This window comes from Paraburkholderia panacisoli, assembly GCF_008369935.1.
Taxonomy (GTDB): Bacteria; Pseudomonadota; Gammaproteobacteria; order Burkholderiales; family Burkholderiaceae; genus Paraburkholderia; species Paraburkholderia panacisoli.
Genome location: NZ_VTUZ01000025.1, coordinates 22,720 through 37,948, shown reverse-complemented (window position 1 = coordinate 37,948; position 15,229 = coordinate 22,720). Strand labels below are relative to the sequence as shown.

Sequence of the window (15,229 nt, the reverse complement as noted above, 5' to 3'; positions counted from 1 at the left end):
GCGTGATGGCTTTCTGTGCGACTGGTCAAGGCACCGCGGGCGGCGCAGCCGCGGCGCTTTTAGCCTTCCATTCGCCGATGAACTTGTCCATCACCTCGAAGCACAGGCATTCATCGTGTCCGACTCCCATATATGCGCCACGCTGGGCCATCCCGGCGACGCGTAGACGGTCGTCCGTGAACGGTCCGCCGCTGTTGCCGGGGCGGATGCTGCCCGTGTTTGCAATGGTGAAACTGACCATGCCGGCGTTCGGCAAGGTGCGGTTGAGCACTTTCTGCGGGTTGATATCCGGCAGGTTCCAGTTCTGGTATGCGGGAAAACCTATCAGAACACCGTCAGCATGGGGTGCAATCGGCGTGTCCATGGCTGAGAAAAAACGATGGTGAGGTGGCTGCTCTTCAAACTGAAGGATCGCAAAATCGAACTGCTTGTTGCGATAGACGACACGAGCGGCCCACGACTCCTGGGTTTCGGGGCGCACAACCGTCAGCATTTTGTTCACGACCTCGGGCGCGTCGAAATCTGCAGGGACTTCCATGCCTGCAAACTCGGCTTTTCCCACGAGCACGTGGTCGCACGTGACGAGCAAGTTGAGTTCTCGATACGCAAAGGCGGTCCCTTGGGCTTCGATCGGGCACTCGTGATGACCAGGTGAACTGTGATAGTCCGCCAACCACTCAACGACGAACACAGCCTCACGCGCGGTCTTATAGTCGCGGACGACCGGCTGTACCGGTAGTTTTGGCGCTGAGAACGGGCCTGCGGCCATCTCTTTGAGAATGGCCGCGTTGTAACGCTCTGCCAACCTGGTGTAAATCAGATCGTCGTTTCCCCGAATCATCTTCAAGTACAACAGCTTGCCCCACAGGACGTTTTTGAGCTTTGGAGCAGCGCCACCGCGCGTTTGGCGCTTCCACGGCTTTTTCTCGTACGGGCCGGTGGCTGCTTTCCCGATGCGCTCCTCCCATCCCTTTTCGGCCGCGTCGTACCCGTTGCGCTCCCAGGCGTTCAACGCGCCGCGGATACGGTCGATGAAAATCCGGGGCACGTTCGGAAACTTGTTGATCGTGAGTCCAGTGACTTCCATGCGGCGCCCGCGATCGCTCAACCGCGTTTTAGCAGGATTGATCGCGAAATGATGCTTGTTGGTGATCAGATCATGCAGTTCGGCCCCAAGCGTGATCCCACCGTCCTCGTCCACAACGCACACGGCGGCCGGCAGGTTCGACGTTTTTTTCAGCGGGAATGAGAACGTCAAGTCGTCGGCATAGCGCGTGTAACGTGCGAGATTGCGACGGGCGAGATCAGTCAGATCGCGATCCATCGACCGGCACACAAGATTGGAAAGGAACGGTGATGTTGGTGCGCCTTGCGGCAGCGTGCCATCCAGTGTGCAGATGTGCGCGATGACCGTTGCGACGTGATGGGACAGGTTAAACGGGTGTTTGCGCAATACCCCACGCACCCGATAGAACGTGATGCTCGGGAAGAAATCTTGCAGATCCAGGTTCAGGATGTGGTGGTTCTTTGGCGAACAGTGCACCCGTGCGTTGGTGAGAATGCTTCGCTTCGGAACGAAGCCGTGGACGGCAGGTTTCAGCGGACCCGATCGGGGTTCGAGAAAGGCCAGGACGCGCTCCTGGATGATTTTCAGGCGCTTGCGCGGTTCCGAGATGACCCGAGGGCTGCCGTTGCGCTTCGTGATCGTGAAGTGCTTATACTTTGGTCGCGGGTAAATCATCCGCTTCAGTTTTTCGTAATCGACGCCCAGCGCATTGCGGGAGAACCATGTCACGTGGTTGCGCAGCATGGCTTCTGCGAGTTCGTCGGCACTCGGTATGGCAACCATATTTCCCCGTTAATGAGTGCCGCCCCTTATCCGTCTTTCTCCTGTAAACATCGCGGCAAATCGGACAAGCGATCATGTACGGACCGCGCGGGGATACCTCGTGGAAAGTCTGCGTTAAACGCGGACCTGGTTAAGCTCCGTTCAGGGGCGGCGGTTGATTGTAAGCCGTTGTTTCAAGTCTGAGCAATCGGACCACCTCACGAGACAAACATAGGGAAGGGCATTGCGCCGATTTCAGCCGCAGCCGTCTGGACGCTGGGGCACGATTATGTATCCGTCGGATGGGCTGTTGTGCTGGTCGGCATGGTGTCAGCCGTTGTTTTTAATATGGCGCTCGGGGATGCGTCGCGAGCGGCAAGAGTCACGCTGGGCGTCGGCCGTGGACTCTGATGGGAGGTTGCCGAGCGCCCTGAGGGTGCGGCACCGGAAGGGAGCCCGTGCCCCCTTTCTGTCTACGCCGATTGGTCTGGGCGATCAGCCGCGTGCTCTGCCAGGAACGTGGCGATCGCATGACTGCGCGGGCACGCTCCCTTGACGGCTTCATGGGTGACGGCGCCGGCGTCGAGCAGGCGAGTTAGCTCGTCCTCCCAACGCAGCAGGCGGTGCGCAGTCAGGAAATCGTCGACCTCTTTGTACCGTTTTATCGCTCCGACGTCTTGGCCGGCGGTAATGTACAGGTCGGCTACCGACGCGATGCCGCTGCCGTCCGCCGTCGGAATGTCGACGGTGGACACCATCGCGATGATGCGGCTCAGCAGGCTCTCCTCTTCTTGGGTGCTTCCATCGCGAGTGGAGGCCATGAAGACCTGCGCGAGGTCGCTGCCGTACGCGCCGCCGATGAGCAGCGCATCGTTGCTCACATCCAGCAGGTTGTCAGCGCGGGTGTAACTGGGGGTGTAGACGATCCGCCGGTACCCTTGGGCGTAAGCGCTTTCGATCGACGGAAGGTAGGGCAACGCCCGGATGGCTTCCGGCACATCCCAGTCTTTCGACGGCGTGGACCGGTGCCGAGGCATGACACGAGCGGCAGGGCCCGCATGTTCGGTTAGGGCGAGCGATGCCGCCACTAGGTGAACGGCCGCATGGTCTTCGATGGCACCGGAGCCGAACAGCACGAGCCCGTTGATCATGCCCGCCAAGGCTTCGCGCAGTGGACCAACCACCGAGGACGGTAGGGCGTCCGTCGTGGCTACCGTGGGAACCAGTTCAACGCGCGGCCAAGGGCGAGCAAACGGCGTGCGCGCTTCCAGTTCGCCATGATTGGTCACGGCACCGATCAACGCCGTATCGTGGTCCGTGTGATCGGGCCGTGATGTGACGAGCAACTGTACGTCCTCGTGGGCGCTCCCTGGTGTCGGGGTGTCGAGCAGAACGGCGATGCGATGCCCGGCGTTCAGCGCGTGGTTGCACGCCATTTCCAGACGCTCGCCCGCGTCGTTCCATGATTGCTGGTCGAGTTTAAGCGGCCCGACGATGAGCAGGGTCCCGCTGGGCAGACGATCAATGCCCGACGACCACAAACCGTACTCGCCTAGGTCGATACTGCCTTCCCACTGGTTGCCGGCGCGTTCGGCGTAGACCAGCGCGCCGTCGGTCGCGTTCTCGTAGACCTCCAGCAGAGCGTCGATCGCATCCTGGGAGGTCGTGACGTAGACGCCCGGAACCGGCCCCGCTGGCCAGATGTGCGGCGCGCCACGTGGGACGACCGCACCAGGAGGCGAGAGGGCTTCGAGCAGATCCTGCGACGATATGTCGATCGCGAAGCGCTTTTTCAGGCGGAAGGCCAGGCGGCCTGTCGAGGTGGTGTCCAGTTCGGTAGCGGCGACACGGTCCTGGAACGCCATCACCTCAGGCCAATTACGAAGCCCGGGGAGCGCGGCGATCAGATCGAGCGACTGGCCGTGGCCAAGGGAAGGATGCGTGGGCTGCAAAAGGCCGCGGACGAGCCCGGCCAGCAGCTTCAACTGCTGAGTGTCCATTGTCTTCTCCAGGGCGGCAAATCCGGTGCACGCTTTGCGGACCGCCCATCGAAAACAATGACCATGGAATGGGGTGGGTGCGGTGAGACATCGTCTTCGTCATGCCCTTGGGGGCGCGTGCGGCAGGCGACGACAGCCTGCCATCACTATATCAGCAATAGAGCGTTGTTCGGCACAGGGTGAAATAATCCTCATATGCCCGCGCGAACGCGGCGGCGAGTCGGTTCAGCGCCTTCGCGTCCGCGCGATCGTTGACGTCCGGCTGGCGGCGGTTTTGCTCGGGAACCACCCAGATTCGGTCGGCCGCCTTGCCGTAGAACGACGCGCGATCGCCCAGCTCTTCGGATAATTTATTGCACGCGCTATACAGCCCAGAGAAAGCCTCGCGCAGGGACTCGTCGTAGAACGCTGTTGCGATCGTTCGCCAACCATGCAGGAACTTGTGCAGGGTAGTCACCGGCTTATAGGGGAAAGGGTGGCGGAAGTCGTGCTCGGCAAACTCCAATACCGTCGTGTGGGGCAACGCCGCCTGCAGTTCGTCAAAGCGGTTTCGATCCTTCACTAGGCGAGCATCAGGGCCGGCCAGACCTTGGACGCCGTGAATACCGAAGTGCTTGCGCACCGCGTCCTCGTCGTCGCACAGAAGGTCGTGGAGGCCCTCCCAGAACACCACCTGGACTGTAAATAGGCCCCGGGCCTTACGCCAACCGGAGAGGAGGCGGACCTCTTCCTGAATCGTTTCGTCTGTGTCGGCCGACGTCCCGATCCAGTAGTGGTTAAGGGGCGGGCGAAATGTTTCCGCTTTGCGGATCTCGGTGCGGATCATGGCCATCGTGATCCTCTTAGGCGTGTTTTTCGCCTGCACGCCGATGAGCCGGCCCTTCTCGTCGTCGCCATAGACGTCGACGCCTTTTTGCCGCTGTCCCTGGCGTCCGTTGAATACAAAATCCTTAGTGCCCCAACGAAGTTTCGCGCACGTGCGAACAATGCTTTCAAACTGGCCAGGCCCTTTGGGCGGGCGAAGGTAGAGATCAACGGGTTGTGTCATGACTGTCGCAAGCGGTGGGCAACGAATCAGTTTAACGGACCCAAACTGTGGTTGCTCACCTTGCGGTGGGCAACTCCTCCTACTCGATGGTGGAGTTGGGCGTCATCACGTCTTGGCTGATGTGCCAAGCCTGGTGCCCCTCGACGGTGGGCAGAGCGGCCGGGCACTCGGCGAGGGGAATGGAGTGGTCTATCTTTCCAAGAAGTACTGTGTGGATATACAGTTCATCGGGAGAAATTGTGTCTGGAGACAAGGGCTCGATCGCAAACCCCTGTGGCGGCACGGGTTTTGATTACAATCGTCGGATGAAGGGATGCCCAGCTACCTAGCGTCCCGAAGTGTGTGCGGAGGCGAGAGGGCGGGAGAATCCCGTACGCCGCGCGCGCCCAAAACGACAATAGACGGGAGCGGTTTTGAGCATTCAAACGGTTTCGGGGTCGCAGTTTGCCAGAATGTTTTGCCTTCGGCCGACGCAATACGCGTGGTTTCTGGGAGCAGGCGCATCAGCCGCCGCAGGGATACCCACCGGCTACGCCATGATTACCGACTTCAAAAAGCGGATCTTTTGCGAGCTGTCTGGGGCCAAGCTCAAAGAGGTCGATGCCGACGATCCGCTTTGGATTCAGCGTATCGACGCGTTCCTCGCGTCCCGCTCGGCCCTTCCAGCACCAGGCGACCCTACGGAGTACGCAGCAGCCTTCGAGTGGGTTTATCCCACACCTGAGGATCGACGGAACTACATTTCCGATGCGGTTCAAAAGGGCACGCCGTCCTACGCGCACAGAGTCCTTGCGGCGCTCATCACAACACTCCGGGTCTCGTGCCTTTTCAGCACCAACTTCGACAACCTAGTGGAAACCGCAGCGACCGTGACAGACCAGCTCGTGGCGCCGGCTGATCGCGCCAACCTGTCGGTCGCAGGCATCGACAACGCGGACCGGGCGATGCTGGCTCTGGGCGAAAGCCGACCACTCCTCGCGAAGATCCACGGCGACTACCAGTCAGTGAGCTTGAAAAACACGAACGAGGAACTCCGCGAACAGGACAGAAAGATGCGTACCGTCTTGACCAGTGCTTGCGGACGGTACGGTCTAATCGTGGTCGGATACAGCGGACGTGACGCATCGGTGATGGAAGCGTTGAACGACGGCTTGAACCAAGCAACGCCGTTTCCTGCTGGACTCCATTGGATCGCGCGCTCCGCGAGCGGTTTGTTGCCAGATGTACGGGCCTTACTCGAAGCCGCGGCAGCCAAAGGCGTCCGAGTCAACATTGTCGAGTGCCAGACGTTCGACGAGTTGGCCGCAGACATTGTCGATGGATCGACGTGGCCACAGCAGCTCGATACGCACATCGGGTCTTACACGGCGCCGAGCGCGCTGAGGCCCGTGCCACTGCCAACGGCGGAGCACAGCGCTTTTCCCGTGCTTCGATGTTCAGCGCTTCCTATCCTGGAAATGCCGAAGGTGGCGAGGCGCATCACGCTCGAGCGGAGCCTGACCACGCCCGAGGCTCGACAGATGCTGCGAGACTCGGACGTCTGGGCGATCGTCGCGAGCCGGGGAAAAGAGATTGCTGCTTTCGGGAACGATGAAGAGTTGGCCCGGGCCTTTGAAAAAGCAGGTGGCCGGCTTGACGGCACAGTGAGCCTGGCGCCTGCCGTAGACAGTTGGGCGCTCGGCCTGTTATACGACGCTCTGACGCGCGCCGTCTGTCGACACCGGCCACTGAGGGCTCGTTGGCGACGGAGTGGGCATGCGGTCATGGTCCATGGTGATTCCGAGAAGGAAACGCCACAAGCCCGAGAGACACGACGGTCAAAGCTGGCGAAGCTTCAGAATGCCTATTCCGCAGCGCTATACGGTAGCACGCCGCAGGGGTATCCGTTCTATGAGGGCGTTGAACTTCATCTGGAGGAGGCCGCTGATCGGTGGTGGCTAACATTCGAGCCCGCTACCTTCGTGGACGTCCCGTATCCCAAGCGGGTCGAGGAGAGGTCGGACGCCGAGGCGACCCTCGAACGTCCACGCTTTGTGGATCCGACCATCGATTGGCGGCGGGAGCGTTGGGCGAAGCGCTATAACCATGTTTGGGCAGCCATCATTGACGCCTGGGCCGACATGCTTGCGGGCGACGGCAGTCGCGTCCTGCTGACGACGGGCGTTCCGCAGGACGAAGGGATTGACGCGGTCTTCAAGCTGTCACCGGTTACCGCGTGGAGTCGTCCGAGCCATGACCACGCATACTTCCACAGGAACGGGTAACGATGGACTACAACCTCTCGAAGGCCCCGTCGTTTTCCCTGCTTGATGAACCTGAGCTGACCTTCAACAGCGACGACACCAACTTGGACGAAAATCCGCTGCGTGGGCTTTTGCGGTTCGGCGCATACAACGGCAAGACGTTTGCGGGCTACACGCCGAAGCTTCGCGTCGCGACGATTGCGCCGGCGTCGGGCTGGCCGAAACTCAAAAGCTTGGTTGACACCATCCGGACAGGGCATGAGGCGAGCGACCGCTTTGCGTACTTGCCGGCGTTCCCCGGTTTCGAATCGCTGTTTCGGGTTCCGCTTGTCGCTGGACCCAAAGAGGTTCACATCAAATGGCCTGACGATCTCATGGCCTTGGCTCCGTCGGGAGCGCCGCACGAGCGCCTGTTTGCAGCGATGTCACAAGCCATGGTGCACCTCGAGGCGCTGCATGACCAGTTTGATGTCGTCCTGGTACACCTCCCTGACGCGTGGCAACAAGCGTTCACCGCAAACGGATTCGACGCGCATGATGCGCTGAAAGCCCTCGGTGCTCGGTACGCCATCCCGACCCAGGTGGTCAACGATCGGGCTTTCACCTTTCGGTTAAAGGCGTCATTGGCTTGGCGCCTTTCTATTGCGCTGTTCACCAAAGCGGGCGGGATTCCCTGGAAGCTCGCGCCGATGAAAGGCGTGCCCGACGGGACGGCGTACATCGGTCTAGCCTACGCGTTGCGCGGCGATCCCCGGTCAGCGCAGTTCGTCACGTGCTGCTCGCAGGTCTTCGACGCTGATGGCGGCGGCATGCAGTTCGTGGCGTTCGAGGCCAAAGATCAGGTGGCGGACCCCCGTGAAGCCCGTCGCAATCCGTTCCTCAGCCGCAGCGATATGCGGGCTGTGATGGCGCGCAGCTTAAGCCTCTATCTGCAACGAAACGGCGGGCGGCTACCGCAACGTCTCGTCGTCCATAAGACGACCTCATTCAAAGACGAGGAGTTGGAAGGCGTTTTCGACGGCCTGTCGACCGTTCCCGAGGTGGAGTGCATCGAGATAGGAAGCAGCGCCACATGGCGAGGCGTATGGCTGAAACCAGGCAAGCATGGCGGACCTCGGAGCGTTCCCGACCGCGCGCCTGTTCCGCGGGGAACCGTCCTGATTCGGACGGGCAACTCGGCACTGCTGTGGGCGTCGGGCAACGCTCCATCGGCAGCGTTAAGTGGGGAACTTTATTTTCAGGGGAGCAAGAGCATTCCCCGACCGATCAACATCATTCGCCACGCGGGACATGGGCCACTCGAAGTTGCCGCGCTCGAAACGCTTGCGCTGACCAAGATGGACTGGAACAACGACGCGCTGTACGACCCGGTGCCAGTGACCATCCGCTATTCGCAAAAACTCGCCCGGACGATCGCAAATGTTCCCGACCTGCCTGGGCATGCGTATCCCTATCGTTTGTTCATGTGATCTATGTCGAGCCTGACGTCACGCGACCGTCGCTGCCTTGAACCGTTTCTCAACATGGGCGGCGGTTACGTGCTCAATTTTTCCGACCGCACCATGGGTGAGTTTTTCCAGGAGCAGCTTGGCCTCAACATCGACGAGGATAAGTATCGGTTCAAGGGCACATCTAAAGCCAATCGGATGCGCGCATTCTGGGAGCTGGAATCCGACCACATGGTGGCTCGGTCGCTTGACGCACTTATTGAGTGGGGTGAGGAGCTCCGATGTTTGCCGGACGACCCACAACAGCGAGCCGCCGTCGAAGCGATCGTCGCGCGGCTGAAACTCACCAGTCCGGTGCCCGAAATCGACGCCTTTACGGCAAGTGTCAACGCCTTGGACTTTACTGCTGCTGCGAAGCACATCCGGGCCGCGATCGAGGCGGACGAGCCTGCTACGGCTCTGGACCGCGTGCACGTTTTCATGATGAAGTTCTTGCGCACACTCTGCGAGCGGCGGGGCATTGCCGTCACGCGCGAGAAACCGTTGCACAGCTTGATGGGCGAGTATGTCAAACATCTGCGCGGCGCTGACCATATCGAAAGCGAAATGACCGAACGGATCCTGAAGACCAGCATATCCAATCTGGACGCTATGAACGCTGTGCGCAACGACCAAAGTCTGGCGCACGACAACCCCATGCTCAATCACGACGAGGCCGTGCTGATCGTCAGTCACATCGGTGGCCTAGTCCGTTTTCTCAAGACCATCGAAGCGAAGACTCAAAATAGCAAGTCATGACCACCCAGAAAACATCCAAACGCGGCGAGTTCAACCCCGATTGGCCATTGCCTAATGAATACCTGCTCGAACTCGGGCGCATGGTGAGCGTGTGGGGCTCGCTAGAATCGACGACGGCGCTCGCAATCTCAAAACTGGCTGGCTATGACTCGCCGACTGACATCCGTGCGCTGGCGATGGTTGCGCACAGCAACTTCCAGCAGCGAGTGGATATCGTAAGTTCCCTATGCGGACAACTCGTCGATCAGTTCCCTCACTTAAAGGAGTACGAGAGCGTCATCAAGAAAGTCCGGGCAGCCCAGTCGGGGCGCAACAAGTACGCACATAACGCGCTCTCTTTGGACGAGGATGACGAGGTGCACATCGCATACATGTCGGCGCGTGGCAGCTTCAAGACCAACGTTGAGATCGTGCGGGTCGCCGACATTAAGGAGGTCACCTCCAAGATTCACGAAGCGGCAGTGGCATTACATGGATTGATCACCAATACCGCAGCCAAACCCATGTGGGAGCGCTGACGGTCGGAGTGGTTGCGGTCGATGAGCCTCCGCGACGTACGTTAAAGGTGCTCTCGGCCGTCTGTCGATACGCCTTCGCCCCAATCGAGCATTTCAGCGACCTGTACGTTTCAGGTTGCGCACGGTAGTCAGTCGTCTGTATCGACGGGGGCAATTGTCAGGCAGCAGTGCTAAACCGGTTCTCTTAACGTCGCCATAGAAACTGTCGATAGTCTTGAATGATGCGCTTGAGTCGTGGATGGACTTCGACATCATCAAGAATCGAGTTGAGAAAGTCGTCGATGTCGTGTCGCTCGCTTTTGCAAAGGGACACCACGACAAGACGCCCAAGGTGTTCGTCAAGCTGCTTCAATGAAACGCAATGACGCCACAACTCCGTCACCGTGAGTCGACGGTAAAGCGATAGGAACGGTTTATCGAGGTGATGACCAAGTGACCGCTTTTGTGTAGCGCTGAGATTTTGTGCAGTCTCACTCTGCAGCAAAAGAAGTGCGGCATCTTGCGCCGCGTCGAGATCGTCAACGCCAATGCTGAGGTCAATCACTCGTCCCACGATACTCACTTGTGGTTCCGTGGCGTTGTTGCGCAATGCGAAGGTGAGGATGGCTTTTTGCAGCGAACGGGAGAGCCGAATCGCAGGAATGGTCAGCACTTCGCGTAGCTGTTCGACGACACCATTTGAAGAAGATGGCTTTCCGTAGTTTGCGCTACGAAGCAAAGCTGCCACAGTTGAGTCCACAGTCGATGTGTCGGTCGCCGTGACCAACAAGGGTAAGGCGGCTGCGCGTACTTCAGGTTGTTGCTCGTCATTCAGCCAGCGTAAAACGGTGCTATGGGACGGGGCCGACATCGCCTTGCGGCGTGCAAGAAACGCGAGTAACTGGAAGGCGGACATTCGCACCGACCCGACCCGCGAGGTCAAGGCTCCACGGATGATCTGGTCAACAGTCGAGAGTTCTTGCGTTACCAAAGTAAGCAGATCAGGCCACGCTCCGGATGACTCTACCTTCTGAAAATATGTCATCAACAGCCGGGAATCAGTTGTCGCCGCGGCGAGCTTGAGGACGACTCCAAAACGTCGCGCCGTCACGGAGAAGCTAGGGAGCGCACCTTTGAGGATTGAAGCATGTCGCCTGTACGTATGCGGGTCGCCGCACACAAGGTCAAGTGCCAGCAGCGCAGCTGGTGCCCCATCTGCCACAGCAACCGGGAACAAGGGGAGATAGTTAACGGCCTGGAGCCAGTCGTCCGCCGAGATTTGTCTTATGATCTCCCAGAGGCCGGGTGCGTCGATGTCGCGCACGTATAGGTCTTTGATGGCGTTCGAAACTACGCGCGCGCAGGGTCCGGCGGCGTCAGGCGCGATCAGAGCGCTACGCAGCAGTCGCTCGCATGCTCTAGTCATACTCTTCCAGACAGCTTCGCCCACAGCGGGACCCTCTGCCATCGACGGTGCTATAAATTCGTACATCAATATGTAGAGTCGACTGGCGTCGCTTTCTCGTTCGGCGCGATTTATCAGGACGAGCTTTAGAGACTGGGTAGTCGGGGTTTGCGTTATGGCGAGCGCACGGAGCATAAGCCGGGCTTCAGCGGCGTCGTGCTGTAGTAAGGCGTTTTCGTCGGTCGGCGCTATCTCCGGATGGGCGCGCCAGATTTCTGACAGGCAGCGGCTTTGGACGTCAGGGACTGGACCGTGGCGAGAGTTGGGGGCCTGTCTGGCCCTATCAATTACTATGCGCTGAATTTCCTTTGCAACCTGGCGAGGCAGTCGATGCACCTCGGCACTTACGAACTCAAGCACGAGGCGAGCATGGCGCCCGTTCCGTACGCATCGGAGCATCTGGTTGCAGGACCACTCAGCGTCGTCCGGCACGCCATGGCGATACACCGACACTACCAAACGTTCAACGTCAACATAGTCATTGGGCGTGCAGTCATGCAGCGCTTTCACAAAGTCATGTTTCTCAAGCTGATTCTTGCATACCGGCCAGTCAGACTGGGCGAGCCAAACCAGCATACGTGCTACCAACTCCATCGAACGCCAGTGTTGACTGTCCCAGGCCGTCTCGATGAGAGCGACCACCTCTGATACGCGCTGCCGTTGAAGGTTGTAAATGAGTTGGCAAAAGCGGGTAAGAAGGTAGACGGTTTTCTCGCGTGCTGCCTTTGCCATGAACAGACGCCCGACTTCGTACCCGTTTGTAGCAAGCATGTGCGCGTGTAGTCCGATGCCTTGGAGCCCAGGATGCGATTCGTTCAGCAATGCATCTATCTGCTGTTCGATTGTCGGCGTGTTGCCGGCTCGGCCGGCGAGAAGCAGGAGGAGCTGCTCATAGACCGGTAGGCGAAAGGCGTCGTTAGCGACTTCGCGGACTTGCATAACGAAATGGTGCAGCGGAACATACCCGATGTCATCAAGGTGGCGCGCGGCAGCATGCTCAAAGAATGTTTGGTGAAAAAACTCCAGGCTGCCCGTACCGGAGCGGATCAGCAGGTTGCGGTTCAGTAGCTCGGCGACGTCGTGTTCGAGGAGACGCCCGGTGGCGAGTTCGTCAGCTAGTTGATCAGCTGAAAGGAGGGGGGTCCCATGATCGAGCATCTTCGCGGCGATCCGCAGGACCGAGGCCGAAACGTCAGCGTTCGGCGCGGCGAGCGGGCCAGCCATTCGACGATCGCCACGTACTCGTGCTGTCCAATATTCTGAATACAGACGGAGAGAATTGATACCTTCTGGCACCTGATTAGGTGCGTAGAGTTCGAACAGCATTCGCAGCGTCAGAGGGTTGAGGCAGACTTCCTTCACCGGCCGCCCGAGCGCCACGAGATTTTGAATACGCTGAATTTGCTGCTCGACTTGAGTCGAGGTCATGTCCGTATGCCGATAGAAAGCGCGGCAGTGGCCGGAAATCGCCAATGCGAACTCTTCCTCGTCATACTCGCTCAGATACAGGCGTACAGCGATCGCCGCGAGCTGCTCCACGGGAACCCGCGAAACCTCTTCAGGGCGGGATGACATCACTACACTCGCGCCCGCTGCGATCAGCTCGCTCACGAGTCGCAGGCCTGCCAGTTGAAGATCCTCTCGATGCGCGAGCACGTCGAATGTATCGAGGCACACGGCTACCCTTGCTCCTTCCGCGGTGCGAGCGGAAACATGCTCGACAAGTGCGGTAAGATCCTCGTCGAAATCGCCTCGGTCGACCTTTGTCTCGATCATCGACGCACTGAACAGGAGCGCATGCCCGCCAGGCATCGCGTTGTGTTTGCGATGGTAGTGCCATAGCAGGCTGGTTTTTCCGTAACCGCCGGGGGCTATGATCACCACCATGACTCCCTCAGCGCTCGCGCCGGCTTTTCCTAGCCACTCTTCGACGACACCTTCCAGCTTGCGGGGCACGTAAACGTCGTCGAGCAGGATCGGTGGGCCACCGGAATTGCCAGGTGCACGCGCTACCACGGAGAACGATGCGGTAGCCGAGGCGTGATACCAGCCGCCCAAACTCGAGCCCTTCCGTGCAGCAGAGCCACGGCGAAACTCACTCGCCAGCGCAGCGAATTGCCGCTCCGCCCAAAGCGTTTCGACGACTGTACGTACGGCGAAGAACTTCGCATACACACTCGGCTGTTCCTTTAACCATGCATCAAGGTCCTCTGATGCAAGATAGTGGAGCGAAGCGCTACGCAGCGCAGCCACGACGCCGTCGGCTGCGGCAGTCTCATCCAATCCGTGAAGGCTTGTATATTTCTTCCGGGTTTGCAGCGCGCACTCACAGATGAGCGACTCCTCTTCCTTTACGATTCGCCCTGTTTCGTGAAATAGCGCTTGGGCGGGCTCCGAAAGGCCACCTGACGCAGCTAATATGTAAGTGAGCCCTGATTGCAGTGGCACAACTGCCGGGTCCACCATGGCCGCCAGAATCAGACGCGAAACCTCGCGCAATGTCTCTGGCAACGCCAAAGCGCTCCCATGCTTTTTGCACTGGACGACTGCGACCGGGCGCTGATCCGCGAGCAAGACTACGTCACGTCCGCGATCCGTACCTCGAGGAAGAAGTTGGACGCTGTCATACTGCAGCTTGGCTGCGAACGAACCTCCCGCTTTGTAGAGAGAGTAAAGCAGCAACTCAAACGAACGGTCCGTGAGTTTGTCAAAGCTGACATCGAAAGGCAGCACATCGACCGATGGCGCAGGCTTTAGTTCGTGTAGCTCGGCGCCGATCTCTACATCCTGAAGGAACGCTCGGCCGGAAGCCCCCGTGGGCATAGGCGCTAATCCATTTAGTTACGTTCGGGCGATTTTAAATGACTTTGCCACGGTCGGGATGACGTTCATCTATGCCTGGTGGGGACGCTCGGAACACGGGGGTGTTCAAAGCGGGGCCAATTGAGCGACTTGCGCTAGTTGAAGCCCCCTTTATGCCCTCCGACGATTTCCTGATGAAAGCCGAACGTACGCCCTCTGGGCCGGGAGTTCAAGTCGAAGGCGCTTTAAGTGCCCTCTGCCTAATCTGCAAATACATGCAATCCGCCGCGGCTGGTGGCAGTCACCATACGTTGAACGTCGTCTTCCCCGAGAATCCTGAATTCGTGCGTCCCGGCGTACGGCTGTCGGGCTCGCGGGTTGCGCGCCGGGCCTTGTGGCCGGTTGTCGGTCCAGCCATCTTTCCTGCCTTCATCGCATCGTCCGCAAATGTAGCCCGCGGCCTTGAGCCGTCAAGGCGCGCTGGGTCGTGTCCTCGACGGTCTTCTTCTCGATGGTAGGCATTCCAAGCCCGATTTGCTACTGTCCGCATCTGAAGCTTGAACATGGGCCGCATCAATGTTCTACTCCTTTCAAACGGGCTCTTGGCGCGCACTATGGTCGTAACGCTATAGAGGGCCGACGGTATTAGCGACGGTATCGCACCTAGAAATCGCGTCGAGACGGTGAGTGTCCGCGAATTTTCAAACAAAGCGGCGTTGAGCCGCCGTTGCGTTCCCGTAACAGCCGTGAACTGCCGGGCATAATTTCCGGTATCGCCGACGGTATCGTAGTCGCCAGAGCAGGCGGGTATCCCGTCACTACACGGCTCCGGCCACCGTATTGACAATCGAGTGGGGATGCTGACTCTATCCGGCTGAAATGAGAAGCCAATCGGGCAACCTGAGGACCCGCAGATATCCGTCGGTGCATGCAACGTAAAGCGTGCTAAGTGAGGCCGGGACTTCATGCCCCCGATGCGCTGCGCGTGCTAGACATTCATCGAACCTGAAATGAAAAGAATCAAGCCCGCGGGAGCAGGGATGGCGATGATTTTCGGCTCAGCCTCATTTGGCAATGGACTACCGCGGAACTCCGAGGAT

Annotated in this window: 8 protein-coding genes; 4 read left to right on the top strand and 4 right to left on the bottom strand. The window is 59.3% G+C overall.

Features of this window, described 5'->3' with window-relative positions:
• Positions 1-25: 25 nt before the first annotated feature.
• The 3 genes from FVF58_RS30500 to FVF58_RS30490 form a co-directional block, all read right to left on the bottom strand.
• On the bottom strand, positions 26-1,810 hold the full coding sequence (locus tag FVF58_RS30500; protein WP_246217240.1) for a reverse transcriptase domain-containing protein: 1,785 nt from the start codon (positions 1,808-1,810) through the stop codon (positions 26-28).
• Positions 1,811-2,301: 491 nt separating this feature from the next.
• Positions 2,302-3,828, bottom strand: coding sequence for a hypothetical protein (locus tag FVF58_RS30495; RefSeq protein WP_149673495.1), 1,527 nt, complete (start codon positions 3,826-3,828; stop codon positions 2,302-2,304).
• A 151-nt stretch (positions 3,829-3,979) separates the two neighbouring features.
• Complete coding sequence (locus FVF58_RS30490) at positions 3,980-4,876, bottom strand: hypothetical protein (protein WP_149673494.1); 897 nt, start codon at positions 4,874-4,876, stop codon at positions 3,980-3,982.
• A 536-nt stretch (positions 4,877-5,412) separates the two neighbouring features.
• Between FVF58_RS30490 and FVF58_RS30485 the strand changes: the two genes are divergently transcribed.
• From FVF58_RS30485 to FVF58_RS30470, 4 genes are read left to right on the top strand one after another with little or no spacing between them, the layout of a single operon-like run.
• The gene (locus FVF58_RS30485) at positions 5,413-7,140 is read left to right on the top strand and encodes an SIR2 family protein (protein ID WP_149673493.1); all 1,728 of its coding nucleotides are present in this window, start codon (positions 5,413-5,415) and stop codon (positions 7,138-7,140) included.
• A gap of 2 nt (positions 7,141-7,142) precedes the next feature.
• A complete protein-coding gene (locus FVF58_RS30480) occupies positions 7,143-8,588 on the top strand; it encodes an argonaute/piwi family protein (protein ID WP_149673492.1) in 1,446 nt (481 codons plus the stop codon).
• A 3-nt stretch (positions 8,589-8,591) separates the two neighbouring features.
• The gene (locus tag FVF58_RS30475; protein ID WP_149673491.1) at positions 8,592-9,365 is read left to right on the top strand and encodes an abortive infection family protein; all 774 of its coding nucleotides are present in this window, start codon (positions 8,592-8,594) and stop codon (positions 9,363-9,365) included.
• Positions 9,362-9,883 carry a hypothetical protein gene (locus tag FVF58_RS30470; RefSeq protein WP_149673490.1) on the top strand — a complete coding sequence of 174 codons (522 nt, stop codon included), beginning with the start codon at positions 9,362-9,364 and terminating at the stop codon, positions 9,881-9,883. The genes FVF58_RS30475 and FVF58_RS30470 overlap by 4 nt, the downstream gene beginning before the upstream one ends.
• Positions 9,884-10,067: 184 nt before the next feature.
• On the opposite strand, the gene FVF58_RS30465 is transcribed toward FVF58_RS30470, so the two are convergent.
• Entirely contained in the window at positions 10,068-14,150 is a 4,083-nt protein-coding gene (locus tag FVF58_RS30465; protein WP_149673489.1) for a restriction endonuclease, read from the bottom strand.
• Positions 14,151-15,229: the final 1,079 nt, after the last annotated feature.

What these genes read in the sequence shown, in the direction of transcription:
- FVF58_RS30465 (WP_149673489.1), bottom strand. Translation starts at nt 14,150, where the DNA reads ATGCCCACGGGGGCTTCCGGCCGAGCGTTCCTTCAGGATGTAGAGATC.
- FVF58_RS30485 (WP_149673493.1), top strand. Translation starts at nt 5,413, where the DNA reads ATGATTACCGACTTCAAAAAGCGGATCTTTTGCGAGCTGTCTGGGGCC.
- FVF58_RS30470 (WP_149673490.1), top strand. Translation starts at nt 9,362, where the DNA reads ATGACCACCCAGAAAACATCCAAACGCGGCGAGTTCAACCCCGATTGG.
- FVF58_RS30500 (WP_246217240.1), bottom strand. Translation starts at nt 1,810, where the DNA reads ATGCTGCGCAACCACGTGACATGGTTCTCCCGCAATGCGCTGGGCGTC.
- FVF58_RS30480 (WP_149673492.1), top strand. Translation starts at nt 7,143, where the DNA reads ATGGACTACAACCTCTCGAAGGCCCCGTCGTTTTCCCTGCTTGATGAA.
- FVF58_RS30490 (WP_149673494.1), bottom strand. Translation starts at nt 4,876, where the DNA reads ATGACACAACCCGTTGATCTCTACCTTCGCCCGCCCAAAGGGCCTGGC.
- FVF58_RS30475 (WP_149673491.1), top strand. Translation starts at nt 8,592, where the DNA reads ATGTCGAGCCTGACGTCACGCGACCGTCGCTGCCTTGAACCGTTTCTC.
- FVF58_RS30495 (WP_149673495.1), bottom strand. Translation starts at nt 3,828, where the DNA reads ATGGACACTCAGCAGTTGAAGCTGCTGGCCGGGCTCGTCCGCGGCCTT.